This window comes from Roseateles sp. 22389 (genome assembly GCF_052044995.1).
Classification (GTDB): domain Bacteria; phylum Pseudomonadota; class Gammaproteobacteria; order Burkholderiales; family Burkholderiaceae_C; genus Roseateles.
This window is the reverse complement of the sequence record NZ_JBQEOF010000008.1, coordinates 197,199-223,587: the sequence shown is the minus strand read 5'-3', so window position 1 is coordinate 223,587 and position 26,389 is coordinate 197,199. Positions and strand designations below refer to the sequence as shown.

Here is a 26,389-nt window from a genome sequence, read left to right as displayed (position 1 = left end):
TGCGCCGATGAACGCGCTGCCCGACACGTCCGCCCTCCCCGCGCTGCTGGGCATGCGCGGCGTGTGCAAGCGTTTCGACAACGTCGTCGCGCTCGCCGATGTCGCGCTGGAGGTCCATCGCGGCGAGGTCCATGCGATCTGCGGCGAGAACGGCGCCGGCAAGTCCACGCTGATGAAGGTGCTCAGCGGCGTGCATGCGCCCGACGACGGCGAGCTGCGCATCGATGGCGAGCCGGTGCGCCTGGAGGGCCTCGCGCATGCGCAGCGCCTGGGCATCGTGATGATCCACCAGGAGCTGAACCTGGTGCCGCAGCTCACGGTGGCGGAGAACATCTGGCTGGGCCGCGAGCCGCGGCGCGGCTGGTTCGTCGACCGGGAACGCCAACGGGACGGCGCGCGCGCCTGCCTGGCCCGGCTGGGCGCCGACATCGATCCGGACGCCCTGGTCACGACGCTGCCGATCGCGCAGCGGCAACTGGTCGAGATCGCCAAGGCGCTGTCGCTCCAGGCGCGGCTGCTGATCATGGACGAGCCGACGTCCTCGCTCGGCGAGGCCGACGCGGCGCGGCTGCTGCAGGTCGTGCGCGAGCTGCGGCGCGAGGGCGTCGGCATCCTCTACATCTCGCACCGGCTCGATGAACTCGAGGCCATCGCCGACCGCGTCACCGTGCTGCGCGACGGCCGGTACATCGCGACCCGCCACTGGCACGAGACCTCGATCGACGAGATCGTCAGCCTGATGGTGGGCCGCGAGCTCCACCAGCAGTTCCCGCCGGCCACGCGGCAGCCGCTCGACGAGGTGCTGCTGCGCGTGCGCGGCCTGCGGCGCCACGGCGTCTTCGGGCCGCTGGACTTCGAGCTGCGGCGCGGCGAGATCCTGGGTTTCGCGGGCCTGATCGGCGCCGGCCGCACCGAGACCGCCCGTGCCCTCTTCGGGGCCGACCCGCTGGACGGCGGCGAAATCGAGCTCGGCGGACAGGCGCTGGACATCCGCTGCCCGCGCGACGCGATCGACGCCGGCATCGCCTATGTCTCCGAGGACCGCAAGGCCCACGGCCTGGCGGTGGCCATGAGCGTCGCCCACAACATCACGATGGCCAACCTGGGCGCGCTGACCCGCGGGCCGGGCCTCATCGACGCGGCGCGCGAGCGGGAGACCGCCGAGCGCTTCATCCGGCAGCTGCAGATCCGCACGCCCTCGCCGGACCAGGTGGCGCGGCTGCTGTCCGGCGGCAACCAGCAGAAGGTGGTCATCGCCAAGTGGCTGTTCCGCCAGGCTCGGGTGATCGTCTTCGACGAGCCCACGCGCGGCATCGACGTGGGCGCCAAGTACGCCATCTATGCGCTGATGGACCAGCTCGCGGCGCAGGGCGTCGGCGTTGTGCTCATCAGCTCCGACCTGCCCGAGATCTTCGGCCTGACCGACCGCATCGCGGTGTTCCGCCAGGGCCGCATCGCCGGCGTGCTGGACACGCGCGGCAGCAGCCAGCAGGACGTGATGCACCTGGCCTCGGTGGCCCCGGCTTCCCCATCCCCAGCGCCGCATGCGGCGCCCGAGACGACTGCCCCATGAACGAACGACAGAAAGACCTGCTCCAGAAGTTCGCCGCGCTGGCCGGCCTGCTGGCGCTCGTGCTGGTGTTCTCGCTGACCAGCAACGCCTTCTTCAGCGTGGGCAACGCGATGACGGTGTCGCTGCAGGTGAGCACCATCGTCTACCTCGGCCTGGGCGCCACGCTGGTCATCCTGACCGGCGGCATCGACCTGTCGGTGGGTTCGGTGCTGGCCCTGTCGGGCGTGACGGCCGGGCTGCTGGTCAAGCAGGGCCTGCCGGTGGCGCCCGCGATGGCCGCCGGCATCGTGGTGGGCGGGCTGTGCGGCGCCGTCAACGGGCTCTGCGTGACGCGGCTGCGCCTGCCGCCCTTCATCGCGACGCTGGGCATGATGCTGGTGGCGCGCGGCCTGGCGCTGCAGCTGACCGACGCGCGCGCCGTCTCTGGCCTGGGCGAGGCCTTCGGCGTGCTGGGCAACGGCGCGCTGTGGCGCATCGAGGAGATCGATGCGCAGGGCTTCCCCAACGTGATCTTTCCCGGCATCCCCTACCCGGTGCTGCTGATGGTGGCGCTGGCGGTGATCGTGGGGCTGCTGCTGCGCCGCACGCTGCTGGGCCGGCACCTGCATGCGGTGGGCTCCAACGCCGAGGCCGCACGCCTGTCGGGCGTCCACGTGGCGCGCGTGGCGATGTTCGCCTACACCTGCTCCGGCGCACTGGCTGGCCTGTGCGGCTGCGTGCTGATGTCGCGCCTGGTGACCGCGCAGCCCAACGAGGGCGTGATGTACGAGCTCGACGCCATCGCCGCCGCGGTCATCGGCGGCACCTCGCTGAGCGGCGGCGTGGGCAGCGTGTCCGGCACCGTCATCGGCGCCTTCGTCATCGGCGTGCTGCGCAACGGCCTGAACATGAACGGCGTGTCGGCGTTCTCGCAGCAGATCATCATCGGCCTGGTCATCCTCCTCACCGTGTGGATCGACCAGCTCCGCAACCGGCGCTGAAGACCGGCGCAGAACACCGGCGCAAGACCGGCACATCCCACCAGGAGACCCGCATGCCCCGCATCCCCTCGTCCCTCGCTCCCTTCACGGTCCGCGCGCTGCGGCGCGCGCTGCTCGGTGCCGGCCTCGCGCTGCTGGGCGCGAGCGCCCAGGCCGGCGAGATCGCCGTCATCGTCAAGACCACCAACTCCAGCTTCTGGCAGAACGTCAACAAGGGCGCCGACGCGGCGATCAAGGAGACCGCCGGCCACACGCTGACCTTCTCCGGCCCGGCGTCGGAATCGGCGGTCGCCGACCAGGTCAACCTGGTGGAGAACGCGGTCAACCGCCGCGTCGCGGGCATCGTGCTCGCGCCGTCCGACCCCGATGCGCTGGTGCCGGCCATCAAGCGCGCGTGGGAGGCCCGCATCCCCGTGGTGCTGATCGACTCCCGGGTGTCCGACGCCGGCAAGACCTACTACCAGTCCTTCCTGTCCACGGACAACATCGCGGCGGGCGAGCTCTGCGCCAAGGCGCTGATCGCGCGCGTCGGCACCACCGGCAAGGTGGCGCTCATGTCCTACGTGGCCGGCGCGGGCTCGGAGGCGGACCGTGTCGGCGGCTTCAAGCGCTACCTGCAGGCCCACTCGAAGCTGGAGATCGTCGGCCCGTACTACTCGCAGTCGCAGATGGCCACCGCGATGAACCAGACCACCGACGTGCTGGCGGCCCATCGCGACCTCAAGGCCCTGTTCGGCGCGAACGAGCCGACCGCGGTCGGCATGGGCCGCGCGCTGGTGCAGAGCGGTCGCGCCGGTCAGGTGGTGGCCATCGGTTTCGACGGCAACCAGGACCTGCAGAAGTTCGTCCAGGACGGCACGCTGGAGGGCATCGCGGTGCAGAGCTCGTTCCGCATGGGCTACCTGGGCGTCAAGACGGTGGACGAGTTGCTGCAGCGCAAGCCGGTGCCCAAGTTCCGCGACACCGGCGTGGTCTGGGTCAACAAGACCAACCTGCAATCGCCCGAGGCCCGGGCGGTCCTCTACTGATGAGCGTCGTGCCTTCGTCCCTGGCGCCCCCGCCCCTCGCCGACCGCGCGGCCGCCGTCATGCCCGCACCGGACCGTCCCTTGCGGCAGGCCCTGCGCAGCTGTCCGCTGGGCCTGGGCGCCGCCGCGCTGGCGGGGCTCTACGACGCGGTCGACGAGGCCACGGCCGCCGCGACGCTGCAGGCCGCCTGGGACGCCGGCCTGCGCTGCATCGACACCGCGCCGTTCTACGGCTACACGCGCAGCGAGCACCGCGTCGGCGCCTTCCTGGCCGGACGGCCGCGCGACGGGCTGGTGCTCTCGACCAAGGTGGGGCGCCTGCTCCGGCCCGACGCGAGCGTGCAGCCCGGCAGCGACGGCTGGGCCGATCCGCTGCCCTTCCGCCCCGTCTTCGACTACAGCTACGACGGCGTGATGCGCTCGTTCGAGGACAGCCTGGCGCGCCTGGGCGGCGCGCGCATCGACCTGCTGCTGGTGCATGACATCGGCCGCGCCACCCACGGCCAGCAGCACGGGCGCCACTGGCGCGCGCTCAACCAGGGCCGGGGCTTTCGCGCGCTCGAGTCGCTGCGCGACCAGGGCGCGGTGCAGGCCATCGGGCTGGGGGTGAATGAATGGGAGGTGGCCTGGGACGCGCTGTCGGCCGCGCCGATCGACTGCGTGCTGCTGGCCGGCCGCTACACGCTGCTGGAACAGGGGGCCCTCGGTTTCATGGACCGCTGCGCGGCGGACGGCGTGGACGTCCTCATTGGCGGGCCGTTCAACTCCGGGCTGCTGGCGGGCCAGGCCAAGTACGACTACGGCGCCGTGCCGGCGGCGGTGCGCGAGCGCGCCGAGGCGCTGGCAGCCGTCTGCGCCGAGTTCGAGGTGCCCCTGCCAGCGGCCGCGCTGCAGTTCCCGCTGGCCCATCCGGCGGTGGCGAACGTGCTGTCGGGCATGCGCTCGCCGGACCAGGTGCGGCGCAATGTCGACTGGATGCGGCAGCCGATTCCCGGCGCGCTGTGGCGCGCCTTGCGCGATCGCGGCCTGATCCATGCCGGCGTGCCACTGCCGGACGAACCGGGGGCGGGCTGACATGCGGGTCGATGCCCACCAGCATTTCTGGCGCCTCGCCGACCGCAAAGGCCAGTGGCCGCCGCCGTCGCTGGCGGCCATTCACCGCGACTTCGGCCCGGAGGACCTCGAGCCGCAACTGCGCGCCTGCGGCATCGACGCGACGGTGCTGGTGCAGTCGCTGCCCAGCGTCGAGGACACGCGCTGGATGCTGTCCGTCGCGGCGCGGACGCCCTGGGTCCGCGGCGTGGTCGGCTGGGTCGACTTCAAGGCGACCGACGCCGCCGCGCAGATCGACGAGCTGGCGCGCGACCCCGTGCTCAAGGGCCTGCGACCGATGCTGCAGGACCTGCCGCGGGACGACTGGATCGACGATCCCGCCTGCGCGCCCGCGGCCGCTGCGATGCAGCGGCACGACCTGGTCTTCGACGCGCTGGTGCTGCCCCGCCAGTTGCCCGCGCTGGGCCGCTTCGCCCGGCGCCATCCCGGCCTGCGCCTGGTCGTCGACCATGCCGCCAAGCCCTTCATCGCGCGTGGCGAGCTCGAGCCCTGGCGCACCGACCTCGCCGCGCTGGCCGCCCTGCCCCAGGTCCACTGCAAGGTCTCCGGCTTGCTGACCGAGGCAGGGGACCGCCTCGACGACGCGGCGCTGCGGCCCTACATGCAGGCGCTGTGGGAGCTCTTCGGTCCGCGCCGGCTGCTATGGGGCAGCGACTGGCCCGTGCTGCGCCTGGCCGCGGACTATGCGCCCTGGTGGCATCAGGCGCAGCGCCTGGCCAGCCAGCTCCACCCCGCACCGGCCGCCGCCGACCTGGATGCCCTGTTCGGCGGCAATGCCGCCGCCTTCTATCGCCTCACGCCATGCTGACCGTCCTCTGCGAATCCCCGGGCACCCTTGCCGTCCACCATCGTCCCAAGCCGCAACGCCAAACCGGCGAGGTGCTGCTGCGCGTGCGCCGCGTGGGCGTGTGCGGGACCGACCTCCACATCTTCACCGGCCACCAGCCCTACCTCGCCTACCCGCGGGTCATGGGGCATGAACTGTCCGGCGTGGTCGAGGAGGCGGATCCCGACAGCGGCCTGCAGCCCGGCGACACCGTGTATGCGATGCCCTACCTGTCCTGCGGCCGCTGCCGGGCCTGCCGGCAGGGCAAGTCCAACTGCTGCGTGCAGATGCAAGTGCTGGGCGTGCATCGCGACGGCGCCTTCACCGAGTACCTCTGCCTGCCGCGCCGCTTCGTCGGCAGGGCGGACGGCCTCACGCTGGACCAGGCCGCGATGGTGGAATTCCTGGCCGTCGGGGCGCACGCGGTGCGCCGCGGCGAGGTCGGCGCCGGGCAGCGCGTGCTGGTGGTGGGCGCCGGGCCGATCGGGCTGGGCGCGATGCTGTTCGCCGCCCTGCGCGGCGCCACCGTGGTGGCGCTGGACAGCCGGCGGGACCGGCTCGAGGTCGCGCGCGCCCACGCCGGCATCGCGGCCGCGGTGCCGCTGGGCGACGGCGACGAGGCCGAACTCGCGCGGCTGACCGACGGCGAGTTCTTCGACGTGGTGTTCGACGCCACCGGCAATCCGCAGGCGATGGAGCGCGGCTTCCGCTTCATCGCGCATGGCGGCCGCTACGTGCTGCTGTCCATCGTGCAGGGCGACATCCGCTTCTCCGATCCGGAATTCCACAAGCGCGAGGCCACGCTGCTCAGCAGCCGCAACGCCACGATGGAGGACTTCGACACCGTGATCGCCGCGATGCGCGCGGGCCAGGTGCCGCATGCCGCGCTCGCGACGCATCGCCTGGCGCTGGGCGACCTGCCGGCGCGCTTCCCCGACCTGCTCGATCCCGGGCAAGGCGTGATCAAGGCGCTGGTCGAATGCTGAGCCCTGGCCTGGACGGCGCGCCGCCGATCCTTCAATTCGGCACCGGGCGCTTCCTGCAGGCCCATGTGGACCTGCTCGTCAGCGAGGCGGCGGAGACCGGCGAGGCGCTGGGCGGCATCACCGTGGTGCAGAGCACCGACCATCCGGCCAGCACCCGCCGCGCGCGGGAACTGGCCCGCGCGCAGGGGTTTCCCGTCGTGCTGCGCGGCCTGGTCGGCGGCGTGCCGGTGGAGATGCAGCGCACCTGCCGCTCGGTGCGCGAGGCCCTGCATGCCGCCGCCGACTGGCCCGCGGTGCGCGAGCGCGTGCGCGGGCCGGTGCGGGTGATCGTGTCCAACACCGGCGACGACGGCTGGGCGCTGTCGCTGCGCGACGGCCCGACGCTGCTGGCCGACGCGGCGCCGGCGCCCGAGGCCTTCCCCGCCCGGCTGCTGGTGCTGCTGCACGACCGCTGGCAGGCGGCCCCGGACGCTGAACTGACGCTGCTGCCCTGCGAGCTCGTCTCGCGCAACGGTGCCGTCCTGGGCGACCTGGTCGTGGCCCTGGCGCGGTCCTGGCACTGCCCGCCGGCCTTCATCGACTGGCTGCTCGGCCACGTCGTCTGGGCCAGCTCGCTGGTCGACCGCATCGTGGCCCAGGCCCTGGAGCCGGTCGGCGCGGTGGCCGAGCCCTATGCGCTGTGGGCCGTGCAGGCCCAGCCGCGCCTGCAGCTGCCGTGCCGGCACCCGGCGCTCATCGTGACCGAGGACCTCGCGCGCCATGAACGGCTCAAGCTCTTCCTGCTGAACCTGGGCCACACGATGCTGGCGGAGCTCTGGCGCGTCCTCGACCGGGCGCCGGACATGACGGTGCGGCAGGCCATGGAAGACCCCGCGCTGCGCCAGCCACTCGAGGACACCTGGCAGGAGGAGGTGCTGCCGGTGCTGGCCGCGCTCGGGCAAGGCGAGGAGGCGCTCGTCTACCTGGACGGCCTGCGCGACCGCTTGCTGAACCCCTTCCTCGAGCACCGGCTCGCCGACATCGCGCAGCACCACGCGAGCAAGAAGGCCCGCCGCCTGCTGCCGGTGGTCGAGCTGGCGCGGCGGCATGTGCCGGCGCTGTCCCAGTCGCGGCTGCGGACCGCCCTCAGAACCTCGTGATCAAGGAACAGGACATGGAACGCATGGGCATGGTGATCGGCATCGCGCCGGAGCACATCGCCGAATACAAGCGCCTGCACGCGGCCGTCTGGCCGGCGGTGCTGGCCCGGCTGGCGGCGTCGAACGTGCGCAACTACAGCATCTTCCTGCGCGAGCCGGAGCACCTGCTGTTCAGCTACTGGGAGTACCACGGCAGCGACTACGCGGCCGACATGGCCGCCATCGCCGCGGATCCCGAGACGCAACGCTGGTGGACCTTCTGCGGCCCCTGCCAGCGGCCGCTGGACAGCCGGGCCGAGGGCGAGCACTGGGCCGCGATGGAGCAGGTGTTCCATGTCGACTGAATCACCGGGCGAAGGCGCGGCCGCGGATCCGGGGCCCCTGCCGGCCTCGGCGCTGATCGTCCTGCATCCGGACGACAACATCGCGGTCGCGCGCTTCGCGCTGCCCGCCGGCGCACGCATCGCCCGCTCCCACGGGCCCACGCTGCAAGTGCTGGCACCGATCGAGGCCGGGCACAAGGTCGCGCTGCGCGCGATCGGGCGCGGCGAGCTCGTGCTCAAGTACGGCCAGCCCATCGGCCTGGCCAGCGCTCCGATCGAGCCCGGCGCCCACGTGCATGGGCACAACCTCGAGATGGCCGAGGTGATGCCGCCGCGAGCGGCGGCGCAGGCCGCGGACGCCGCGGCTGCCGTGATGCCCGTCGACTCGGCGGCGACCTTCGAGGGCTACCGGCGCGCGGATGGCCGCGTCGGCACCCGCAACTACATCGGTGTCATCGCGTCGGTGAACTGCTCCGCGACCGTCTGCAAGGCGATCGCGCAGGTCTTCCAGGGGCCGGCCCTGCCGGCGGGCGTGGACGGCGTGGTGGCGATCACCCACGGCAGCGGCTGCGGCATGAGCGCCGAGGGCGACGGCCTGGTGCTGCTGCAGCGGACGCTGCGCGGTTATGCGGCGCATCCCAACTTCGCCGCCGTGCTGCTGGTCGGCCTGGGCTGCGAGGTCAACCAGATCGAGCCGCTCGTCCAGGCGCTGCCGGCGGCCACCCGCGAGCGCCTGCGCCTGCTGACCATCCAGGAGGCCGGCGGCACCCGGGAGGCCGTCGAGCAAGGCCAGGCGCTGGTGCGCGAGCTCGCCGAGCAGGCGGGGCTGGCGCGTCGCAGCACGGTGCCGATGTCGGCGCTGGTGGTGGGGCTGCAGTGCGGCGGGTCGGACGGTTACTCGGGCATCAGCGCCAATCCCGCGCTGGGCGCCGCGGTCGACCTGCTGGTGCGCCATGGCGGCACCGCCCTCCTGTCGGAGACGCCGGAGATCCATGGCGCCGAACACCTGCTGACCGCGCGGGCCGCGTCGCCCGAGGTCGCCAGGCGACTGCTGGACCGCCTGCAGTGGTGGGAGCAGTACGCGGCGCGCCATGGCGCGCGGCTGGACAACAACCCCTCGCCCGGCAACAAGGCGGGCGGCATCACCACCATCCTGGAGAAGTCGCTGGGCGCGGTCGCCAAGGGCGGCGGCAGCCCGCTGAACGATGTGATCGAGTACGCCGAGCCGGTCCGCGCGCGCGGGCTGGTCTTCATGGACACGCCGGGCTACGACCCGGTGTCGGCGACGGGTCAGGTCGCCGGCGGCGCCACGCTGATCTGCTTCACCACCGGCCGCGGCTCGACCTACGGCTGCAAGCCGACGCCTTCGCTGAAGCTGGCCACGACCACCGCGCTGTTCGAGCGCATGCGCCTGGACATGGACTTCAATGCCGGCGGCATCGTCGACGGCACGCAGACCGTGGCCGAGGCCGGCCAGGCGCTCTTCGAGCTGATGCGCGAGACCGCCTCGGGCCGCCGCACGCTCAGCGAGGAACACGGCCTGGGCGACAACGAGTTCGTGCCCTGGCAGCTCGGGGCGGTGATGTGAGCGCCGCGGCTCAGAGCATCAGGGCGCCGCGCGACGGGATCTCCGCGGCATCGCCGGTCCAGCGCGCATGCGAGGCGATCAGGTGACGGCAGATCGCCGCCGACGCGGCCTGCGGGTCGCGGGCCTCCAGCGCCTGGTAGATGGCCTCGTGCTCGGCCAGCGCGTCCTTCCAGGTGTCGTTCGACTCGATCTGGCCGCTCATGTGCAGCGACAGCGGGCTGTGGCGGCCATCGAAGAGCGATCCGACCATGTCGACGAGGACCGAATTGCCGCTCATCTCCGCGATGCTCAGGTGGAAGCGGCGGTCAGCCTCCACCGGCTTGAGCCCGCCGGCCAGTTCGGCGCGCATCGCGTCCAGGGCTTCCTGCACGCGTTGCAGTCCCGCCTTGGTGACGCGGGCCGCGGCCAGCGTGATCACGGCGCTCTCCAGCACCAGCCGCGCGTGCATCAGTTCCGCCGGGCTGTCGCCCAGGGACGGCGTCCCGTTGTCCTCCAGCGGGCGGACGCTGGTCACATAGACGCCGGAGCCGCCGCGGATCTCGATCCGGCCTTCGATCTCCAGCGCGATCAGCGCCTCGCGCAGCGAGGGTCGCGACACCCCCAGCTGCAGCGCCAGTTCCCGCTCCGCCGGCAGGCGAGCCCCGGCGGAAAAGCCGCCGGTCTCGATGAGGGACCGGATGCGGTCGGCAACCAACTGGTATTGCCGGCGGGTCTCGCCGCCGCGGTGTGGCATGGCCATGCTCTTCCCAACGCTCTCAAGTGGACTGACCAATGGTAGCGCTCTCAAGCGGCCTCCCGATTCGGCGGATCTCCAAGAACCCAGGCGTCAAGCGCCAAGAGAAGAGACAGATGAAGCAGTTGCTTTCCCTCGCGGCGCTGAGCTGCACCCTCCTGACCACGGCGGCCCCGGCCCAGACCGCCTCGACCGCGCCGGCGCAGGCGCGCCTCGATCTCGGCCAGGACGCCGCCGGCCCGGCGATCGAACCCGCCGTCTACGGCCATTTCGTCGAGCACATGGGCACCGGCGTCTATGGCGGCCTCTGGGTCGGCCCCGAGTCCCCCATCCCCAACACCCGGGGCTGGCGCAATGACGTCGTGCAGGCGCTGAGACAGGTCGGCATCCCGGTGATGCGCTGGCCGGGCGGCTGCTTCGCCGACGACTACGACTGGCGCGACGGCATCGGCGATCCGGCGAAACGGCCGGTCCGGGTCAACCGCTGGTGGGGCGGCACGGAAAGCAACCGCGTCGGCACCCACGAGTTCATGGACCTGGTCGAGCAGCTCGGCAGCGAGGCCTACCTCGCCGGCAACATGGGCTCGATGCCGCCGCGCGCGCTGAGCCAGTGGCTGGAGTACATGACCGCCGACGGCGCCTCCACGCTGGCCGAGGAGCGCCGCCGCAACGGCCGCGAGCAGCCGTGGAAGGTCAAGTACGTCGGCGTCGGCAACGAAAGCTGGGGCTGCGGCGGCAACATGCGCGGCGAGTACCAGTCCGACCTGCACAACCGCTACGCCACCTTCCTGAACCAGGTGGTGCGCGTGGCCTCCGGCGACGGGGAAGGCAACGACCAGCTGGTCGAGGTGCTGATGGCGCGTTCGGGCAAGCACATGGACGCGTTCACGCTGCATTACTACACGATGCCCGGAGACTGGTCCGCCAAGGGCGCGGCGACCGGATTCGACGCCACCGCCTGGGCGCGCACGCTGAAGTCGGCCATGGGCATCGAGGGCCGCATCGCCGCCGTCTCCCGCATCATGGACAAGCATGACCCGACGCGTCGCATCGGCCTGTATGTCGACGAATGGGGCAGCTGGTACGACACGCCGCCCGGCGCGCCGGCGCTGCACCAGCAGAACTCGCTGCGCGACGCGCTGATCGCGGCGCTCAGCTTCAATGTCTTCCATCGCCATACCGACCGGGTCCGGATGGCCAACATCGCGCAGATGGTCAACGTGCTGCAGGCCATGGTGCTGACCGACGGCCCGTCCATGGTGCTCACGCCGACCTATCACGCCTTCGACCTGTACCGGCCGTTCCGCGGCGCGACGCCGCTGCGCGCCACGCTGACGACGCCCCGCTTCCGCATCGCCGATGTCGAGCTGCCTGCGGTGGACGTCAGCGCGGCCCGCACGCCGGACGGCCAGGTCGTCCTGGCGCTCGTCAACCTGGATCCGAAGCAGCCGGCGCAGCTCGCCACCGGCCTGAAGCGCGCGGCGCACGGCCGGCTGCTGACCGCCACCGCGATCGATGCCCACAACACCGTGGCGCAGCCCCGCGCGGTGTGCCGGTCCCGTTCGATGCGCAGCCCGGCAAGGACGGCCTGACGCTGATGCTGCCGCCGGCCTCGATCGCCGTCGTCACGCTGTCGGCTGCGCCCTGACCGCCACCGGAGGCCGGACCCGCCCGCCGGTCCTGGCGCGCGGGCCGGTCGTCGCCGCGCCGCAAGGCGCTTCAGTCGGACACGCCGACCCAGCGGTCATGGGCCGCGAACAGGTGACGGCACATCGCCGCCGAGGCCGCCTGCGGATCGCGCGACTCGAGCGCGCGCAGGATGGCCTCGTGCTCGTCCAGCGCGTCCCGCCACGGCGGGGTCACCGACTCGATGCGGCCGCTCATGCGGGTGGAGATCGCGCCGTGGCGCCCGTCGAACAGGGTTCCCACCACGCCGGCCAGGACCAGGTTGCCGCTCATCTCGGCGATGCTCAGGTGAAAACGCCGATCCGCCTCGACCGGCTTGCGCCCCGCGGCGACATCCGCGCGCATCGCCTCCAGCGCGTCGCGGACGCGATCCAGCGAGGCCTTGTCGACCCGCGCCGCCGCCAGCGTGGCCACGGCGCTTTCCACCACCACCCGCGCATGCATCAGCTCCGCGGGGCTTTCACCGAGCGTCGGCGTCGCGCCGAGCTCCTCCGGCGCGGCGCAGACGTAGACGCCGGAGCCGCCCCGGATCTCGATCCGGCCCTCGATCTCGAGCGCGATCAGCGCCTCGCGCAACGAAGGACGCGACACGCCGAGCTGCTGGGCGAGCTCGCGTTCCCCCGGCAGCCTCGCGCCGGCGAGGTAGGCCCCATCCCGGATCAGCACGCGGACCCGGTCGGCCACGACCTGGTATTGCCGGCGGACCTCGCCGCCGTACGGATGTTGTGCCATGGCTCCCTGCGCGCGAAAACGCGACTCCTGTCGTTGTGGGTCTTTTATAGGTGGAGCCCTCGCCCCCGAGGAACAGGGTATCTACCGGTCTGACCAACGAAACATCATGGCAAAGTGGTAATACCAAAAGATTGAGCGAGGCCATCGTGGCGTTGGCATCGCCCACGCGAGGCTGCGCGCGTCCGTCGGCGCCGGCTTGCGAAAGAGGAGAAGCAGATGGTCCAACGCATCGTGATCGTGGGCGGCGGTGCCGCCGGCTGGATGACCGCCGCCGCGCTGGCGTCGAGTCGGCAGGGGCGCTGGTCGGTGACGCTGGTCGAGTCCGAGGAGATCGGCATCATCGGCGTCGGCGAGGCGACCTTCCCTTCGATCCGCGCCTTCAACGAGCGCATCGGCATCGACGAGGCGGAGTTCCTGCACGCCACCCACGGCAGCTACAAGCTGGGCATCGAGTTCCGCGACTGGCACAGCATCGGCGATCGCTATTTCCACACCTTCGGCAACTTCGGCAGCCTGCTCGGCCCCTACATGCTGTGGGGCCAGTACCGGCGCGCGGCCGATGCCTCGCTGGGCGAGCTCGGCGAGCAATGCCTGCCCACGGCGATGGCGATGCAGGGCCGCTTCGTGGTGCCCGACGAGGACGGCGGCGCGCCCTACAAGTACGCCTACCACTTCGACGCGATGCTGTATGCGGCCTTCCTGCGCGAGTGGTCGATGCGCCGGGGCGCACGGCGCATCGAGGGCCGCATCGTCGAGGTGCTCCGGCGCGAGGACGGCGACGTCGAGCGGCTGCGCCTGGCCGACGGCCACGAGGTCGAGGGCGACCTGTTCATCGACTGCTCGGGCTTCGCCTCGCTGCTGCTGGGGCGCGCGCTGAAGGAGCCCTTCGTCGACTTCAGCCACTGGCTGCCGGTCGACGGCGCCTGGGCCTGCCCCTGCGAGCGCGTCGGCGAGGCGCTGACGCCCTACACCCGCGCCACCGCGCTGGAGGGCGGCTGGGCCTGGCGCATCCCGCTGCAGAGCCGCACCGGCCATGGCCACGTCTTCAGCAGCCGGTACATCGACCCGGACGCCGCGCGCGCGCAGCTGATGGCGCAGCTCGACGGCAAGCCGCTGGCGGAGCCGCGGCTGCTGCGCTTCAGCACCGGTCACCGCGAGCGCTTCTGGGTCCGCAATGTCGTCGCGCTCGGGCTCTCCTCGGGTTTCCTGGAGCCGCTGGAGTCCACCAGCATCTTCCTCATCCAGACCAACCTGGCCCACCTGATGACGCTGCTCGAAGCGAAGGCGCCGATCGACGAGGCGGCGATCGACGCGTTCAACGCGCGCGGCACGCGCGAGTTCCGCCGCATCCGCGACTTCATCCTCCTGCACTACTGCCTCACGGCCCGCCGCGACAGCGCGCTCTGGCGCGACATGGCGACGATGGAGCTACCCGACACCCTGGCCTACAAGATCGAGCTCTGGCGCCATCACGGCGTGCTGCACCAGCAGCAGGACGAGGGCTTCGACGAGACCAGCTGGCTCGCGATCCACGCCGGCATGCGGCATTGGCCGCAGCGGACCGACCCGGTCCTGGAGGAACTGCCGCTGGACCACGCCCGCGACATCCTGCGGCAGCGTCGCGAGGCCATCGCCCGCGCCGTCGCGCCGCTGCCCCCGCATCACGCTTACCTCGCCAGGCTCATGAACCTGGCGCAAGGCGCCGGAAGATCCACTCGATGACCACGCCGATCCCCTGTTTCCGCCCCATGACCACGCTGCCCGTCCTGGCCATCGCGCTGTGCGCCGCCCTGCTCGCGCCGCTGGCGCGCGCGGCGACCGCCGCCGTCCCCGCGACGGCCACGGCCGCGGCGAGCGAGCGCTCCAGCGAGCTCATCAATCGCGACTGGACCTTCACGCTCGGCGACCCGGCCGATGGCCAGGCCGTCGACCGCGACACGGCGGACTGGCGCCGCGTGGACCTGCCGCATTCGTTCTCCGAGCCCTACTTCCTGGGCACCGGCTTCTATGTCGGCCATGGCTGGTACCGCAAGCAGCTGACGCTGCCCGCCTCCGTCGCCGGCCGGCGGGTCTCGCTGGAGTTCGACGGCGTCTTCCAGGACGCCGAAATCTTCGTCAACGGCCAGCGCGCCGGCCGCCACGTCGGCGGCTACACCGGCTTCAGCATCGACATCACCCCCTTCGCGACACCGGGGGCCAACCTGGTCGCCGTGCGGGTGAACAACGAGTGGAACGCGCGGGTCGCGCCTCGCGCCGGCGAGCATGTGTTCTCCGGCGGCATCTATCGCAACGTGCGGCTGGTCATCACCGACCCGATCCATGTCGCGTGGTACGGCACCTTCGTCACCACGCCGCAGGTGTCGGACGAACGCGCCACCGTGCGCGTGCAGACCGAGGTGCGCAACAACCGCCCCCGCGCCGCGGCCCGGGTCGCGCTGGTCTCCGAGGTGCTGGACGCGACCGGCCGGCGCGTGGCCTCGCGGCGCAGCGAGCGCAGCGTGCCCGCCACCACCACCGTCACCTACGACCAGACGATGCCCGCGATCCCGGCCCCGCGGCTGTGGTCCCCCGACCAGCCGCATCTCTACCGGATGGTCAGCCGCCTGTACGTCGACGGTCGGCCCGTCGATCGCTTCGAGACGCCCTTCGGCATCCGCAGCCTCAGGTTCACCGCCGACCGCGGCTTCTTCCTCAACGGCAAGCATCTCTACCTGGTCGGCGCCAACGTGCACCAGGACCAGGCCGGCTGGGGCGACGGCGTGACCGACGGCGCCGCGCGCCGCGACGTCCGGATGATCAAGGACGCCGGCTTCAACTTCATCCGCGGCTCGCATTACCCGCATTCGCCGGCCTTCACGCAGGCGACCGACGAACTGGGCCTGCTGTTCTGGTCGGAGGCGCCCTTCTGGGGCATCGGCGGCTTCGGCGCCGATGGCAACTGGCTGTCCAGCGCCTATCCGCCGGATCCGGCCGACCGGCCCGCCTTCGAGGCCAGCGTGCTGCAGCAGGTCCAGGAGATGGTGCGCATCCACCGCAACCGGCCGTCGGTCTTCCTCTGGAGCGCCAGCAACGAGCCCTTCTTCACCAAGGGCGAGGCGATGCCGGCGATGCGCGACTTCCTGCGGCGCGAGGTGGCCTTCTTCCACCGCATCGATCCGACGCGCCCCGTGGCCATCGGCGGCGCCCAGCGCGGCGAGATCGACAAGCTCGGCGACGTGGCCGGCTACAACGGTGACGGCGCCACGCTCTTCCTCGATCCGGGCGTGCCGTCCATCGTGTCGGAGTACGGCTCCACGATGGTCGACCGCCCCGGGGCGTACGAGCCCGGCTTCGGCCTGATGCCCGAGACGCCGGACCAGAAAGCCAAGGCCGACGCCGCGCCGAGCGCCCCGGCCTCGCCCACCTACGCCTGGCGCTACCCGTGGCGCTCGGGCGAGGCGCTGTGGGCCGGCTTCGACCATGGCTCCATCGCCTCCATCGAGTTCGGCTCGATGGGCTTCATCGACTACTTCCGCCTGCCCAAGCGGCAGTACCACTGGTATCGCAACGCCTACGCCGGCGTGCCGCCGCCGGTCTGGCCGGTCGACGGCAAGCCCGCGCAACTGCACCTGGCGGCCAGCCAGACCGTCATCCACGGCACCCAAGGCCTGGACGACGCGCAGCTGGTGGTGTCGGTGCAGGACGAGGCGGGCCGCGCGCTGAGCAATTCACCGGACGTGACGTTGACCATCGTGAGCGGTCCGGGCAAGTTCCCGACGGGCCGCAGCATCCGCTTCAGCCACCAGTCCCTGGTCGCCATCCGCGACGGCCAGGCCGCGATCAGCTTCCGGTCCTACTTCGCCGGGCGCAGCGTCATCGAAGCGAGCTCGCCCGGCCTGAAGCCGGCGCGCATCGAGATCACGACCACCGGACCCGATCCCTTCATCCCGGGGCAATCGCCGCTGGCGCCGGACCAGCCGGTCATCGCCTATCCACCGGTCACCCGCAAGGCCTTCGAGGGCGACCCGATCAACGTGACCATCAGCCGGCCGACCTCGACCAGCGGCTCCGCGCCCGGCCACGAGGCGCCGCTGGCCAACGACGACCAGCTGCAGACCGCGTGGCGCGCGGCCGCGAAGGACGGTCCGGCGTTCTGGGCCGTGGACCTGGAGAACCTGTACACGCTGCACTGGCTGTCGGTGATCCTACCCGATGACCGGGCGCCCGACTTCGTCGTCGAGATCAGCAACAACGCCAGCGACTGGCGCCAGGTCGGCGAGGCCAAGGCCGGTCGCAAGAGCTACGAGTTCGCACTGTTCGAGCCGGTGGTCGCCGCGCGCTTCCTGCGCATCCGCTTCCCCGCCGTCACGCCCGACCATCCCGCCGCGCTCAGCGAAGTGCGGGTGATCGGCAAGCCGGCCAACTGACGATCGAGCCCTCGCNCGAGGTCCCACCACCGGACGGCGCGATCGAGCGCGCCGCCCGAGCCCTTCCTCCTCATGAGACGACAACTGCTCACCTCCTGGCTGCTCGCGCTGGCGATGCTCGTGATCGCCGGCCCCGCCGCGGCCGACGACGTCCGGCAACGCGTGCGCATCGATGACGGCTGGCGCTTCGCGCTGGGCCACGCCTGGGACCCGGCCCAGGACTTCGACCACGGCACGCGGGCCTTCTTCTTCGCCAAGGCCGGCTTCGGCGACGGGCCCGCCGCGGCGGACTTCGACGACCGGCCGTGGCGCCGCATCGACCTGCCGCACGACTGGGCGGTGGAACTGCCGTTCAGCGAGCGCGGCAGCTCGCCTCATGGCTCGAAGGCGATCGGCCGCGCGTTCCCGGAGAACAGCATCGGCTGGTACCGGCGCGAGCTGGCCATCCCGGCATCGGCGCAGGGTCGGCGCATCGCGCTGGAGTTCGACGGCGTCTTCCGCGACAGCGTCGTCTGGATCAACGGTCACTACCTGCGGCGCGAGGCCAGCGGCTACTCGAGCTTCCGGGTGGACCTCACCGACTACCTGAACTACGGCGGCCGCAATGTCGTCGCCGTGCGGGTGGACGCCACCACGCAGGAGGGCTGGTGGTACGAGGGTGCGGGCCTCTATCGCCATGTCTGGCTCACCCAGACCGACCCGCTGCATGTGGACCACTGGGGCACCTTCGTGCGCTCGACCGTCGCGGGACAGCGGGCCGAAGTCGCCGTCGACACCACCGTGCGCAACGACGGCAAGGCCGCGGCCTCGTTCACGCTGGAGCATGAACTGCACGACCCGGACGGCCGCGTCGTCGCGCGCACCGCCGTGCCGGCGCGCCAGGTGGCCGCCGATGCCGCCGTCACGAGCGGCGCGACGCTGCGCGTGGCCATGCCGCGGCTGTGGTCGCTGGAGACGCCGCAGCGCTACACCCTGACGACGCGGGTGCGCCGCGAAGGCCGCGTCGTCGATCGCTACGACACGCCCTTCGGCATCCGCTCGATCCGCTTCGACGCCGATCAGGGCTTCTTTCTCAACGGCCGCCCCGTCAAGCTGCATGGCGCCAACAACCACCAGGACCATGCCGGCATCGGCATCGCGCTGCCGGACGCCATGCACGACGCGCGGCTGCGGATGCTCAAGGCCATGGGCGTCAACGCCATCCGCTCGGCCCACCATCCGGCCACGCCGGAGCTGCTGGACGCCTGCGACCGCCTGGGCATCCTCGTCATCGACGAGCACCGCATGATGGGCACCGCGCCGCAGATCCGCGACGAGCTCGAGCGCATGGTGCGGCGCGACCGCAACCATCCGTCCGTCATCCTGTGGTCGGTGGGCAACGAGGAATGGGCGATCGAGAACACCGAGATCGGCACGCGCCTGGCGCGGGAGATGCAGGCCATCGTGGCGGGCCTGGATCCCACCCGCCCGGCGACGCTGGCGGCGTCCAGCTCGGGCCAGCCGGAGGGCACCTCGGTCGGCTCGCAGGTGATCGGCTTCAACTACAAGGGCCAGCACGACATCGACGCGATGCACCGCCGCTTCCCGCAGCGGCCGATGGTCGTGACCGAGGAAGGCCTGACCTACGCCACCCGCGGCGTCTACGCCGACGACGCGGCGCGGGTGCAGGTCGCCGCCTACGACCGGCGATCGGGCGGCGCGTCGACCTCGACCATCGAGGAGGCCTGGCGCTTCAATGCCGAGCGGCCCTTCCTGGCCGGCATGTTCGTCTGGACCGGCTTCGACTACCGCGGCGAGACCACGCCCTTCGGCTGGCCGGCCGTGTCGTCCCAGTTCGGGATGATGGACACGACCGGGGCGCTGAAGGACAGCGGCTACTACCTGAAGGCCGCCTGGACCACCGAGCCGATGGTCCACCTGCTGCCGCACTGGAACTGGCCGGGCCGCGAAGGCCAGCCGATCGACGTGCGTGTCTACGGGAACACCGAGGACGTGGAGCTGCTGCTCAACGGTCGCTCGCTGGGCCGCAAGACGCTGCAGCGCTACGGGCACCTGCAGTGGAGCGTCCCCTACGAGCCGGGCACGCTGGTGGCGCGCGGCTACAGGCGCGGCGAATGGGTCGCCTCCGACACGGTGGCCACCACCGGCGATGGCTCGGCGGTGCGCTTGACGGTGGACCGCGCCAGGATCCGCGCCGATGGCACCGACGTGGCGCTGGTCACGGTCAACGTGGTCGACCGGGAGGGCCGGGTCGTGCCTACGGCCGGGCAGCGGATCGAGTTCGAAGTCGACGGCGCCGCGCGCCTGATCGGGATGGGCAACGGCGATCCGGGTTCGCACGAGGCCGACAAGTCGGCCGAGCGCCACCGCTTCGTGCCGCTCACCGAATGGCGGCATCGCGGCATCGAGCGGCCGGAGGACGCCGCCGCGCTGATCGCCGACACCGGCGCGACGGGCTGGCGCGAGCCCTTCGGATGGGTGCCGCCCGAGCAGCAACCCGCCGACAGCGCCTGGAACCTCGTGCGCGCCAGTTTCCCGCGCCCGACCACGGCGGCGGGTGAGCGGTCGACGCTGTTCATCGGCGACCTTGGCCCGGGCCAACTGGTCTACGTGAACGGCCAGGCGGTGACACCGAGGCTCGAGCAAGGCCTCGGCGTGGTGGACCTGGATCCAGCGCAGCTGCGGGACCGCAACACGCTCGCCCTGGTCTTCCCCACGCCGGCCGGCGGCCTGCGCGCGATGACCGACAACGCGCAAGGCGGCAAGCGCTGGGTCACCTTGCGGGCGACGACGCCGGCCGCGCCGTGGCAGCGCCGGGTCTTCAACGGGCAGGCGCAGGTGATCCTGCAATCCACCGGCGCGAGCGGCCCAGCCACGCTGCGCGCGCGCGGCGAGGGGCTGCCGACCACGACCTTGACGATCGACGCCTTCTGAAACGACATGCCTGCTGAAACACCCATGCCTGCTGAAACACCCCTGCCCGCAGCCTCGACGGATTGGCGTCGGCGCGCGATGTCGGTCCTGGCCTCGCCCCTGACCACGGTGCTGGCGACGTCGCTGGCGTGCGCGTCGACCACCGGCGCCGCGGCCGCCCCCACCGCGTCCCCGCTCGCGGACGCACCGCCGCCCGCCGCCACCGGTGCGCCGCCGAGCCCCTCGATGCAACGGGCGCGGGCGCTGGTGGCGCGGATGACGCTGGCCGAGAAGGCGAGCCAGCTGCAGCACGAGTCGCCGGGCATTCCGCGGCTCGGCATCCCGGCCTACAACTGGTGGAGCGAAGGCCTGCACGGCGTCGCGCGCGCCGACGTGGCGACGGTGTTCCCGCAGGCCATCGGCCTGGCGGCGACCTGGGACACGCCGCTCGTGCAGCGCGTGGGCGAAGTCATCGGCATCGAGTTCCGCGCCAAGTTCCGGGGCACCGTCGGTGCCGACGGCTCGTCCGGCCTGTACCGCGGCCTGACGGTGTGGTCGCCCAACGTCAACATCTTCCGGGACCCCCGCTGGGGCCGCGGCCAGGAAACCTATGGCGAGGACCCCGCGCTGACCGCTCGCATGGGCGTGGCCTTCATCCAGGGGCTGCAGGGACCGGACCCGCGGCATCCGCGCGTGTCCGCGGCGGTGAAGCACTTCGCGGTGCACAGCGGCCCCGAGGCCGATCGCCACAAGGAGGACGTGCGGGTCTCGCCGCGCGACCTGGTGGACACCTACCTGCCGGCCTTCCATGCGGCGGTCACCGAAGGCCGCGCGGAATCGGTGATGTGCGCCTACAACGCGGTCGACGGCGTGCCCGCGTGCGCCAGCGAGCCGCTGCTGCGGCAGCGGCTGCGCGAGGAATGGAAGTTCCAGGGGCATGTGGTGTCGGACTGCGGCGCGGTGGCCGACATCCACCAGGACAGCGCCCACCACCATGTGAAGACGCCCGAGGCCGCCGTGGCCCTGGCGGTGCGCGCCGGCACCGACCTGATCTGCGACTTCGGCGGCAACAGCACCGCCTCGCCCGCCGCCACCGTGGCGGCCGTGCGGCAGGGCCTGCTGGCCGAGGCCGACCTCGACCGGGCGCTGCATCGGCTGTTCGACGTGCGCCTGCGACTGGGCCTGCTCGACTCGCCCACGCAAGGGCCTTTCGCCGGGATTACGGCGGACGAGTTCGACACGCCCGCGCATCGCGCGCTCAACCTGGAGACGGCTCGTCGCTCGCTGGTCCTGCTGAAGAACGATGGGCTGCTGCCATTGAAGACGCCGCCCCGGCGCATCGCGGTGATCGGCCCCAACGCCGACAGCGTCGACGCGCTGGTGGGCAACTACAACGGGACGCCGTCCCGGCCGGTCACGCTGCTGGCCGGCCTGAAGGCCCGCTATCCGGACGCCCGGATCGACTTCGTCGAAGGCACGGGCTGGGTGGCGCCGCCGCTGGAAGACCTGCCGGCCGAGCGGCTGTGTGCCGACGCCGCCTGCACCCGCCCCGGGCTGAGCTTCGAGCGCTTCGCCAATCTCCAGCTCGAGGGCCCGCCGATCTCGTCGACGGTCGAGGCGCAAGCCCGCTTCCGATGGGGCTGGCCGGACGCGCATGACCGCCAGGAATCGGCGCGCTGGAGCGGCTTCGTGCGCGCCGCCGAGAGTGGCGAGCATCTGTTCCGGCTGAAGGGGAACCGGGGCTACCGCGTCTGGATCGACGGCGAACGGGTGGTGGACCTGTGGGACATCGCCTGGCCCACCAGCACCCGCGGCGTGCAGCTCGAGGCGGGGCGGACCTACGCCCTGCGCGTGGAGGCGCTGCAGACCGGCTGGGAAGGCGAGCAGCGCCTGCAGTGGAGCCGGCCCGGCGCCAGCGACGAGGCCGCCCTGGCCGCCGCGCGCGAGGCCGACCTGGTGGTCTTCGCCAGCGGCTTGACCTGGGAGTTCGAAGGCGAGGAGATGACGGTGCTGGCGCCCGGTTTCGCGGGCGGGGACCGCACCCGCATCGATCTGCCGGCGCCGCAGCAGAAGCTGCTGGAGCGCCTGGCCGGCCTGGGCCGCCCGCTGGTGCTGGTGAACTTCAGCGGCAGCGCCATGGCCTTCGGCGCCGCGACATCGCAGGCCGCGGCCATCGTGCAGGCCTGGTATCCGGGCGGCGAAGGCGGCCAGGCGGTGGCGGAGCTGCTGGCCGGCGACTTCAGTCCGTCCGGCCGGCTGCCGGTCACCTTCTACCGGTCCGCCGAGCAACTGCCGCCCTTCAAGGAGTACGGCATGCAGGGGCGCACCTACCGCTGGTTCAAGGGCGAGCCGCTGTTCCCCTTCGGCCATGGGCTGGGCTACGCGCGCTTCAGCTATGCACAGGCCCGGCTCGCGAGCCCCCGGGTCCGGGCCGGGCAAGGCACGCGACTGTCGGTGCTGTTGAAGAACGAGAGCGGACGCGAGGCGGCCGAGGTCGTCCAGGTCTATGCCCGGCGCCCCGGTGCCCTCGCGCCGGAACGCACGCTGGTGGCCTTCCGGCGGGTCGTGCTGCGCGGCGGCGAATCGCGCCGGCTCAGCGTCGATCTGGACGCCAAGGCGATGAGCGTCGTGCGGGCCGATGGACAGCGCGTCGTGGAGGACGGGCCGGTGTGGCTGTGGATCGGCGGAGGACAACCGGTGCCGGCGATCACCGGCGTGCGCGCGCCGGGTCGGGCCTTGACCTTGCAGGTCTCCGGCCGCGCGCGACTGCCGGCGTTCTGAGCGGGACATCGCACCGGTCCGCGGCGTTACGCTGTCCGGCCGCCATCGCCTGGGCGCGGCCCGGGCAGGCTCGAACGAAGGAAGGACACATCGGCATGGCATTGAATCAGGTCTCGCGAGCGGATCGGTCGCGTCGCCGCATGGCGTTGGCCATGGTCGTCGGCGCATTGCTGCTGGCGGCCGGCGGGTGGCTGTCGAGCCGGCCCAGTGATGCCGCTGGCCCCGCCAAGGCAACGGCGACGGGCTCGCCCACGAATGAACCCGGCTCGCCGCTTCCCGCGGCGAAGGTCGAGGCGGCATCGGCCGTGATGGCGGTCGCCGCGTCGGCGCCCGGCTCGACGAGCGCCCCGCCTCCTGCGCCCGGCTGGCCAGAGGACGCGCTGCGTCGGGTCCAGCTGGCGCTGGACGGCCATGGAACGCCGAAGGACATGCTGGAGGCGGCCATGACGCTCTCCGCCTGTCAGGGGGCGGACGCGATGGTGGACCACCAGTACCGGGAGCGCGACCAGCCGTCCGCGACGGGTCGGCAGCTCGAGCGGATCACGGGCCTGTCCAACCAGGACTGGATCCGCCGCTCGCAGGACTTCCAGCGTCACTGCCAGGTCTTCGATGCCGCCACGCTCGCGCGCCAGGGCGCGCTGCTCAAGCGCGCCCACGACGGCGGCGTCAAGGACGCCGCGTTGCCCTACCTGCAATGGCTGGACGCGAACCGGCAGCCGATCGATCCGGCGCTGCGCGGGCAACTGCAGCGCGAGGCGCGCCAGACGGCCGAGGACGGCGATTTCATGGCGCTGGTGACCTTCAGCTTCGCCTTCAGTCCAGGCGCGATGGGCATCACCGAGGTCCAGCGGCAGGCCTACAAGGAAGCGCAATTTCGCATCCAGGGTTTGATGTCGGGCGCGGAGATGGAAAAGGCCAGCCGCGATGCGATGGCGGACACGGAAAAGATGATGGCCCAGTGGGGCGCGGTGCCGCCGCCATTGACGGCCGACCAGCAGCGCGAGGCCGACGCGCTCGCCGCGCGGGTGATCGAGGCCTGGCGCAAGCGTCAAGGCAAGCCGGGGTGAGTCGCGCGGGCCCTCGCTGTCGATGGGCAAGTGCTGGCCCACGAATTGCAGTCCTTCGCGCGCACGACGCGCGAGGCGCCCGCAACGCGGCCCGTCTGAGCCGCGTCTGACATTCCTTGGCAGCGCTGGCTGACAACGCTGACAAATTTCGTCCGCGCGAGGTCACCGACTTGCAACGGACTTGTCACCACCTCGCGTGCATGACGCTTCACATCATTCCAAAGGAACCCATGTCGTCCATCCCGAACGCAACGCCCGCGGTCCAGCGGCTCGCGCTCGCCCTCCTGACGGCAGGCCTCGCCGCCTGCGGTGGCGGCGGATCGGCCTCGTCGCCAGCGACCGACGCGCCGGCACCGCCGCTTGGTGCCGCACCGGCACCTTCGCCTTCGCCTTCGCCTTCGCCCTCGCCCGCTCCAGCGCCGGCCCCGGCCCCGGCACCTTCCCCTGCGCCGGCACCAGCACCCACTCCGGCGCCCGCACCTTCGCCCGCGCCTTCGCCTTCGCCTGCACCCGCTCCGGCGCCTGCTCCAGCGCCCGCACCTTCGCCTGCGGCTTCGATCACCACGGCCCTGGGGACGGCCAACCGGCTGCTGGGCGGCCTGGGCGCCGGCAACCCGATCGCGGAGATGACGACGCAGCAGATCCGTCCCGACATCATCGACACCTACCTGGTCGGTGTCGGCGCTGGCGCGTGGCCCACCTGGAACAGCCCGGACGGGGCCTACGTGACTTACACGGCCGCGAACGTGTCGGCCGTCGGCGCGGTGCCGATGTTCACGCTCTACCAGATGGCGAGCCGGGGCGAGGGCAACCTGGCCGCGATCAACGACGCGAGCTTCATGACCCCCTACTGGGCCCAGGTCAAGCTCATGTACCAGAAGATCGGCGCGACCAACCTGCCCACGCTGGTCAACCTGGAGCCGGACTTCTGGGGCTTCGTGCTGACCGGCGCCCCGGGCGGCGACCCGACGAAGGTGCCGGCGCGCGTGAGCCAGGTGGCCGAATGCGCGAACCAGCCGGACAACGCCGTCGGCATGGCGGGCTGCCTGCTGGCGCTGGGACGGACCTACGCGCCCAAGGCCCGGATCGGTTTCCCGCCGTCCTTCTGGGGCCGCGACGCCACCACCGTCGGCAACTTCATGCTGAAGCTGGGCGCCGACAAGGCCGACTTCATGGTGGCCCAGACCAGCGACCGCGATGCCGGCTGCTTCGAGGTCTCGCCGCCTCCGTCCGAATGCGCCGGTCGTGGCAACGGGCCGTTCTACTGGGACGAGAACAACGTGGCGACGCCCAACTTCCATCAGGACCTCGCCCAATGGGTCGCCGTGCAGGGCAAGCTCGGCAAGCTGCCCATCCTGTTCTGGCAGACGCCGATGGGCGTACCCTCGTCCACGCCAGGCGGCACCTGGGGGCATTACCGCGACAACCACGTCCAGTACATGCTGACCCATCCGACCGAGTACACCGCCAACGGCGTGTTCGCGATCGTGTTCAGCGGCGGCGGCAGCGGCTCGGTCAACATCACGACGGACGGCGGCCAGTTCGCCCGCCTGTTCAAGGCCTACCTGGCGAATCCGGCACCGCTGCGCTGAGCGGCAGGCCGCTCGAAGCGCAGCGGCCCTACTCCTCGCGCCACTGCAGGTGCACCACGCGCAGACCCTGGGCCTTGATCGTGCGCAGCAGCAGCGGCAGCGCCGCGGCGGTGCGGTCCTGCGCATCGTGCAGCAGCACGATGCCGCCGCTCGAGGCGGCCAGGCGCTGCGCGAGCTTGTCGGCCATCTGCTGGGCGCTCTGGGGCTCCCAGTCCTCGACGCCCAGGTCGACCGACATCACGGTGTAGCGCGACGCCGCGAGCGCCTCGCGCAGGACCGGTGTTTCCTCGAGGAAGGGAAAGCGGTAGGCCGCCGCCCGGCCGCCGAAGACCTCGCGGTACGCGGCCTCGGCCGCCCGCAGGTCGCCGAGCTGCTCCGATGCGGGCAGTGACGCGAAGTGGGGATGGCGGAAGCCGTGCAGGCCGACGCTGTGCCCTTGCGCCTTCACCTCCCTGGCGAGCGCCGCATCGGCCAGCATCGGCTCGCCGTTCATGAAGAAGGTCGCGCGCGCGCACTCGGCCTTCAGCGCCTGGAGCACGAGCGGGGTGGAGGCCGGCCGCGGCCCGTCGTCGAAGGTGATCACCACCTCGCCCGGCTGCAGCGGCAGTGGCCCGTGCTGCGCGCGACCGTAGGCCGCGGCTTCGCGCGGCAGCGTCAGCACGCGCGAGGTGCCCAGCGCGGCCGGGCCGCAATCGGCCGCCGCGCCCAGCGCCTGGCCCAGGGCGAGCACCGTCAGCGCCGCACGCGCCGTGCGCAGCCGCAGCCGGCGCGACGTCCGGGCCGAGGCCCGCGCCTGGTCAGCCTCGGGGACGTCGTCCCACGCATTCCTCATGTCGTCTCCTGCGGTCATGGTCGCCGGCGAGCTTAGCGAAGGGGCGTGCCACCCACAGCGGTGCATCCACCGATACCGGCTGTTTCCATTCC

19 protein-coding genes are annotated in these 26,389 nt (G+C 72.0%); 16 read left to right on the top strand and 3 right to left on the bottom strand.

Annotated elements, in window-relative coordinates; translation table 11 throughout:
• Window positions 1-7 precede the first annotated feature (7 nt).
• The 9 genes from ACTJKJ_RS13720 to ACTJKJ_RS13680 are packed head-to-tail and all read left to right on the top strand — an operon-like array spanning window position 8 to window position 9,555.
• Window positions 8-1,573 carry a sugar ABC transporter ATP-binding protein gene (locus tag ACTJKJ_RS13720; protein ID WP_440820793.1) on the top strand — a complete coding sequence of 522 codons (1,566 nt, stop codon included), beginning with the start codon at window positions 8-10 and terminating at the stop codon, window positions 1,571-1,573.
• A complete protein-coding gene (locus ACTJKJ_RS13715; protein WP_091724662.1) occupies window positions 1,570-2,553 on the top strand; it encodes an ABC transporter permease in 984 nt (327 codons plus the stop codon). The genes ACTJKJ_RS13720 and ACTJKJ_RS13715 overlap by 4 nt, the downstream gene beginning before the upstream one ends.
• A gap of 53 nt (window positions 2,554-2,606) precedes the next feature.
• The gene (locus ACTJKJ_RS13710; protein WP_440820792.1) at window positions 2,607-3,581 is read left to right on the top strand and encodes an ABC transporter substrate-binding protein; all 975 of its coding nucleotides are present in this window, start codon (window positions 2,607-2,609) and stop codon (window positions 3,579-3,581) included.
• Window positions 3,582-3,640: 59 nt separating this feature from the next.
• Window positions 3,641-4,654, top strand: a complete 1,014-nt coding sequence (locus ACTJKJ_RS13705; RefSeq protein WP_440820815.1) for an aldo/keto reductase — start codon at window positions 3,641-3,643, stop codon at window positions 4,652-4,654.
• 1 nt (window position 4,655) lies between these two features.
• Window positions 4,656-5,501, top strand: coding sequence for an amidohydrolase family protein (locus ACTJKJ_RS13700; protein ID WP_440820791.1), 846 nt, complete (start codon window positions 4,656-4,658; stop codon window positions 5,499-5,501).
• The gene (locus ACTJKJ_RS13695; RefSeq protein WP_343607449.1) at window positions 5,495-6,505 is read left to right on the top strand and encodes a zinc-binding alcohol dehydrogenase family protein; all 1,011 of its coding nucleotides are present in this window, start codon (window positions 5,495-5,497) and stop codon (window positions 6,503-6,505) included. Before ACTJKJ_RS13700 ends, ACTJKJ_RS13695 begins: the two co-directional genes overlap by 7 nt.
• Window positions 6,499-7,644, top strand: a complete 1,146-nt coding sequence (locus tag ACTJKJ_RS13690; RefSeq protein ID WP_440820790.1) for a mannitol dehydrogenase family protein — start codon at window positions 6,499-6,501, stop codon at window positions 7,642-7,644. The genes ACTJKJ_RS13695 and ACTJKJ_RS13690 overlap by 7 nt, the downstream gene beginning before the upstream one ends.
• 14 nt (window positions 7,645-7,658) lie before the next feature.
• On the top strand, window positions 7,659-7,988 hold the full coding sequence (locus ACTJKJ_RS13685) for an L-rhamnose mutarotase (RefSeq protein WP_183479628.1): 330 nt from the start codon (window positions 7,659-7,661) through the stop codon (window positions 7,986-7,988).
• On the top strand, window positions 7,978-9,555 hold the full coding sequence (locus ACTJKJ_RS13680) for a UxaA family hydrolase (RefSeq protein ID WP_440820789.1): 1,578 nt from the start codon (window positions 7,978-7,980) through the stop codon (window positions 9,553-9,555). Before ACTJKJ_RS13685 ends, ACTJKJ_RS13680 begins: the two co-directional genes overlap by 11 nt.
• A gap of 10 nt (window positions 9,556-9,565) precedes the next feature.
• On the opposite strand, the gene ACTJKJ_RS13675 is transcribed toward ACTJKJ_RS13680, so the two are convergent.
• Window positions 9,566-10,288 (bottom strand): FadR/GntR family transcriptional regulator, encoded by a 723-nt coding sequence (locus ACTJKJ_RS13675; RefSeq protein WP_440820788.1) that lies wholly within the window; start codon window positions 10,286-10,288, stop codon window positions 9,566-9,568.
• A gap of 116 nt (window positions 10,289-10,404) precedes the next feature.
• Between ACTJKJ_RS13675 and ACTJKJ_RS13670 the strand changes: the two genes are divergently transcribed.
• On the top strand, window positions 10,405-11,880 hold the full coding sequence (locus ACTJKJ_RS13670; protein ID WP_440820787.1) for an alpha-N-arabinofuranosidase: 1,476 nt from the start codon (window positions 10,405-10,407) through the stop codon (window positions 11,878-11,880).
• Between the two features lie 127 nt (window positions 11,881-12,007).
• On the opposite strand, the gene ACTJKJ_RS13665 is transcribed toward ACTJKJ_RS13670, so the two are convergent.
• Complete coding sequence (locus ACTJKJ_RS13665) at window positions 12,008-12,706, bottom strand: FadR/GntR family transcriptional regulator (protein WP_440820786.1); 699 nt, start codon at window positions 12,704-12,706, stop codon at window positions 12,008-12,010.
• Between the two features lie 216 nt (window positions 12,707-12,922).
• Between ACTJKJ_RS13665 and ACTJKJ_RS13660 the strand changes: the two genes are divergently transcribed.
• The 6 genes from ACTJKJ_RS13660 to ACTJKJ_RS13635 all read left to right on the top strand — a co-directional run bounded on the left by ACTJKJ_RS13660 (window position 12,923) and on the right by ACTJKJ_RS13635 (window position 25,465).
• Window positions 12,923-14,428 (top strand): tryptophan halogenase family protein, encoded by a 1,506-nt coding sequence (locus ACTJKJ_RS13660; protein WP_440820785.1) that lies wholly within the window; start codon window positions 12,923-12,925, stop codon window positions 14,426-14,428.
• 26 nt (window positions 14,429-14,454) lie between these two features.
• Window positions 14,455-17,112 (top strand): glycoside hydrolase family 2 TIM barrel-domain containing protein, encoded by a 2,658-nt coding sequence (locus tag ACTJKJ_RS13655; protein ID WP_440820784.1) that lies wholly within the window; start codon window positions 14,455-14,457, stop codon window positions 17,110-17,112.
• Window positions 17,113-17,184: 72 nt separating this feature from the next.
• On the top strand, window positions 17,185-20,046 hold the full coding sequence (gene galA, locus ACTJKJ_RS13650; RefSeq protein WP_440820783.1) for a beta-galactosidase GalA: 2,862 nt from the start codon (window positions 17,185-17,187) through the stop codon (window positions 20,044-20,046).
• A gap of 78 nt (window positions 20,047-20,124) precedes the next feature.
• Window positions 20,125-22,806: a glycoside hydrolase family 3 C-terminal domain-containing protein gene (locus ACTJKJ_RS13645; protein WP_440820782.1), complete on the top strand. Its 2,682-nt coding sequence runs from the start codon at window positions 20,125-20,127 to the stop codon at window positions 22,804-22,806.
• Between the two features lie 95 nt (window positions 22,807-22,901).
• A complete protein-coding gene (locus ACTJKJ_RS13640; protein ID WP_440820781.1) occupies window positions 22,902-23,873 on the top strand; it encodes a hypothetical protein in 972 nt (323 codons plus the stop codon).
• A 626-nt stretch (window positions 23,874-24,499) separates the two neighbouring features.
• On the top strand, window positions 24,500-25,465 hold the full coding sequence (locus tag ACTJKJ_RS13635; RefSeq protein WP_440820780.1) for a hypothetical protein: 966 nt from the start codon (window positions 24,500-24,502) through the stop codon (window positions 25,463-25,465).
• A gap of 28 nt (window positions 25,466-25,493) precedes the next feature.
• On the opposite strand, the gene ACTJKJ_RS13630 is transcribed toward ACTJKJ_RS13635, so the two are convergent.
• Window positions 25,494-26,297, bottom strand: a complete 804-nt coding sequence (locus ACTJKJ_RS13630) for a polysaccharide deacetylase family protein (protein WP_440820779.1) — start codon at window positions 26,295-26,297, stop codon at window positions 25,494-25,496.
• Between the last annotated feature and the right edge of the window lie 92 nt (window positions 26,298-26,389).

Coding starts and splice junctions, on each gene's coding strand:
- ACTJKJ_RS13695 (WP_343607449.1), top strand. CDS start 5,495: ATGCTGACCGTCCTCTGCGAATCCCCGGGCACCCTTGCCGTCCACCAT.
- ACTJKJ_RS13685 (WP_183479628.1), top strand. CDS start 7,659: ATGGAACGCATGGGCATGGTGATCGGCATCGCGCCGGAGCACATCGCC.
- ACTJKJ_RS13640 (WP_440820781.1), top strand. CDS start 22,902: ATGGCATTGAATCAGGTCTCGCGAGCGGATCGGTCGCGTCGCCGCATG.
- ACTJKJ_RS13680 (WP_440820789.1), top strand. CDS start 7,978: ATGTCGACTGAATCACCGGGCGAAGGCGCGGCCGCGGATCCGGGGCCC.
- ACTJKJ_RS13705 (WP_440820815.1), top strand. CDS start 3,641: ATGCCCGCACCGGACCGTCCCTTGCGGCAGGCCCTGCGCAGCTGTCCG.
- ACTJKJ_RS13715 (WP_091724662.1), top strand. CDS start 1,570: ATGAACGAACGACAGAAAGACCTGCTCCAGAAGTTCGCCGCGCTGGCC.
- ACTJKJ_RS13720 (WP_440820793.1), top strand. CDS start 8: ATGAACGCGCTGCCCGACACGTCCGCCCTCCCCGCGCTGCTGGGCATG.
- ACTJKJ_RS13665 (WP_440820786.1), bottom strand. CDS start 12,706: ATGGCACAACATCCGTACGGCGGCGAGGTCCGCCGGCAATACCAGGTC.
- ACTJKJ_RS13655 (WP_440820784.1), top strand. CDS start 14,455: ATGACCACGCTGCCCGTCCTGGCCATCGCGCTGTGCGCCGCCCTGCTC.
- ACTJKJ_RS13630 (WP_440820779.1), bottom strand. CDS start 26,297: ATGAGGAATGCGTGGGACGACGTCCCCGAGGCTGACCAGGCGCGGGCC.
- galA (WP_440820783.1), top strand. CDS start 17,185: ATGAGACGACAACTGCTCACCTCCTGGCTGCTCGCGCTGGCGATGCTC.
- ACTJKJ_RS13670 (WP_440820787.1), top strand. CDS start 10,405: ATGAAGCAGTTGCTTTCCCTCGCGGCGCTGAGCTGCACCCTCCTGACC.
- ACTJKJ_RS13700 (WP_440820791.1), top strand. CDS start 4,656: ATGCGGGTCGATGCCCACCAGCATTTCTGGCGCCTCGCCGACCGCAAA.
- ACTJKJ_RS13710 (WP_440820792.1), top strand. CDS start 2,607: ATGCCCCGCATCCCCTCGTCCCTCGCTCCCTTCACGGTCCGCGCGCTG.
- ACTJKJ_RS13635 (WP_440820780.1), top strand. CDS start 24,500: ATGACGACGCAGCAGATCCGTCCCGACATCATCGACACCTACCTGGTC.
- ACTJKJ_RS13645 (WP_440820782.1), top strand. CDS start 20,125: ATGTCGGTCCTGGCCTCGCCCCTGACCACGGTGCTGGCGACGTCGCTG.
- ACTJKJ_RS13660 (WP_440820785.1), top strand. CDS start 12,923: ATGGTCCAACGCATCGTGATCGTGGGCGGCGGTGCCGCCGGCTGGATG.
- ACTJKJ_RS13690 (WP_440820790.1), top strand. CDS start 6,499: ATGCTGAGCCCTGGCCTGGACGGCGCGCCGCCGATCCTTCAATTCGGC.
- ACTJKJ_RS13675 (WP_440820788.1), bottom strand. CDS start 10,288: ATGCCACACCGCGGCGGCGAGACCCGCCGGCAATACCAGTTGGTTGCC.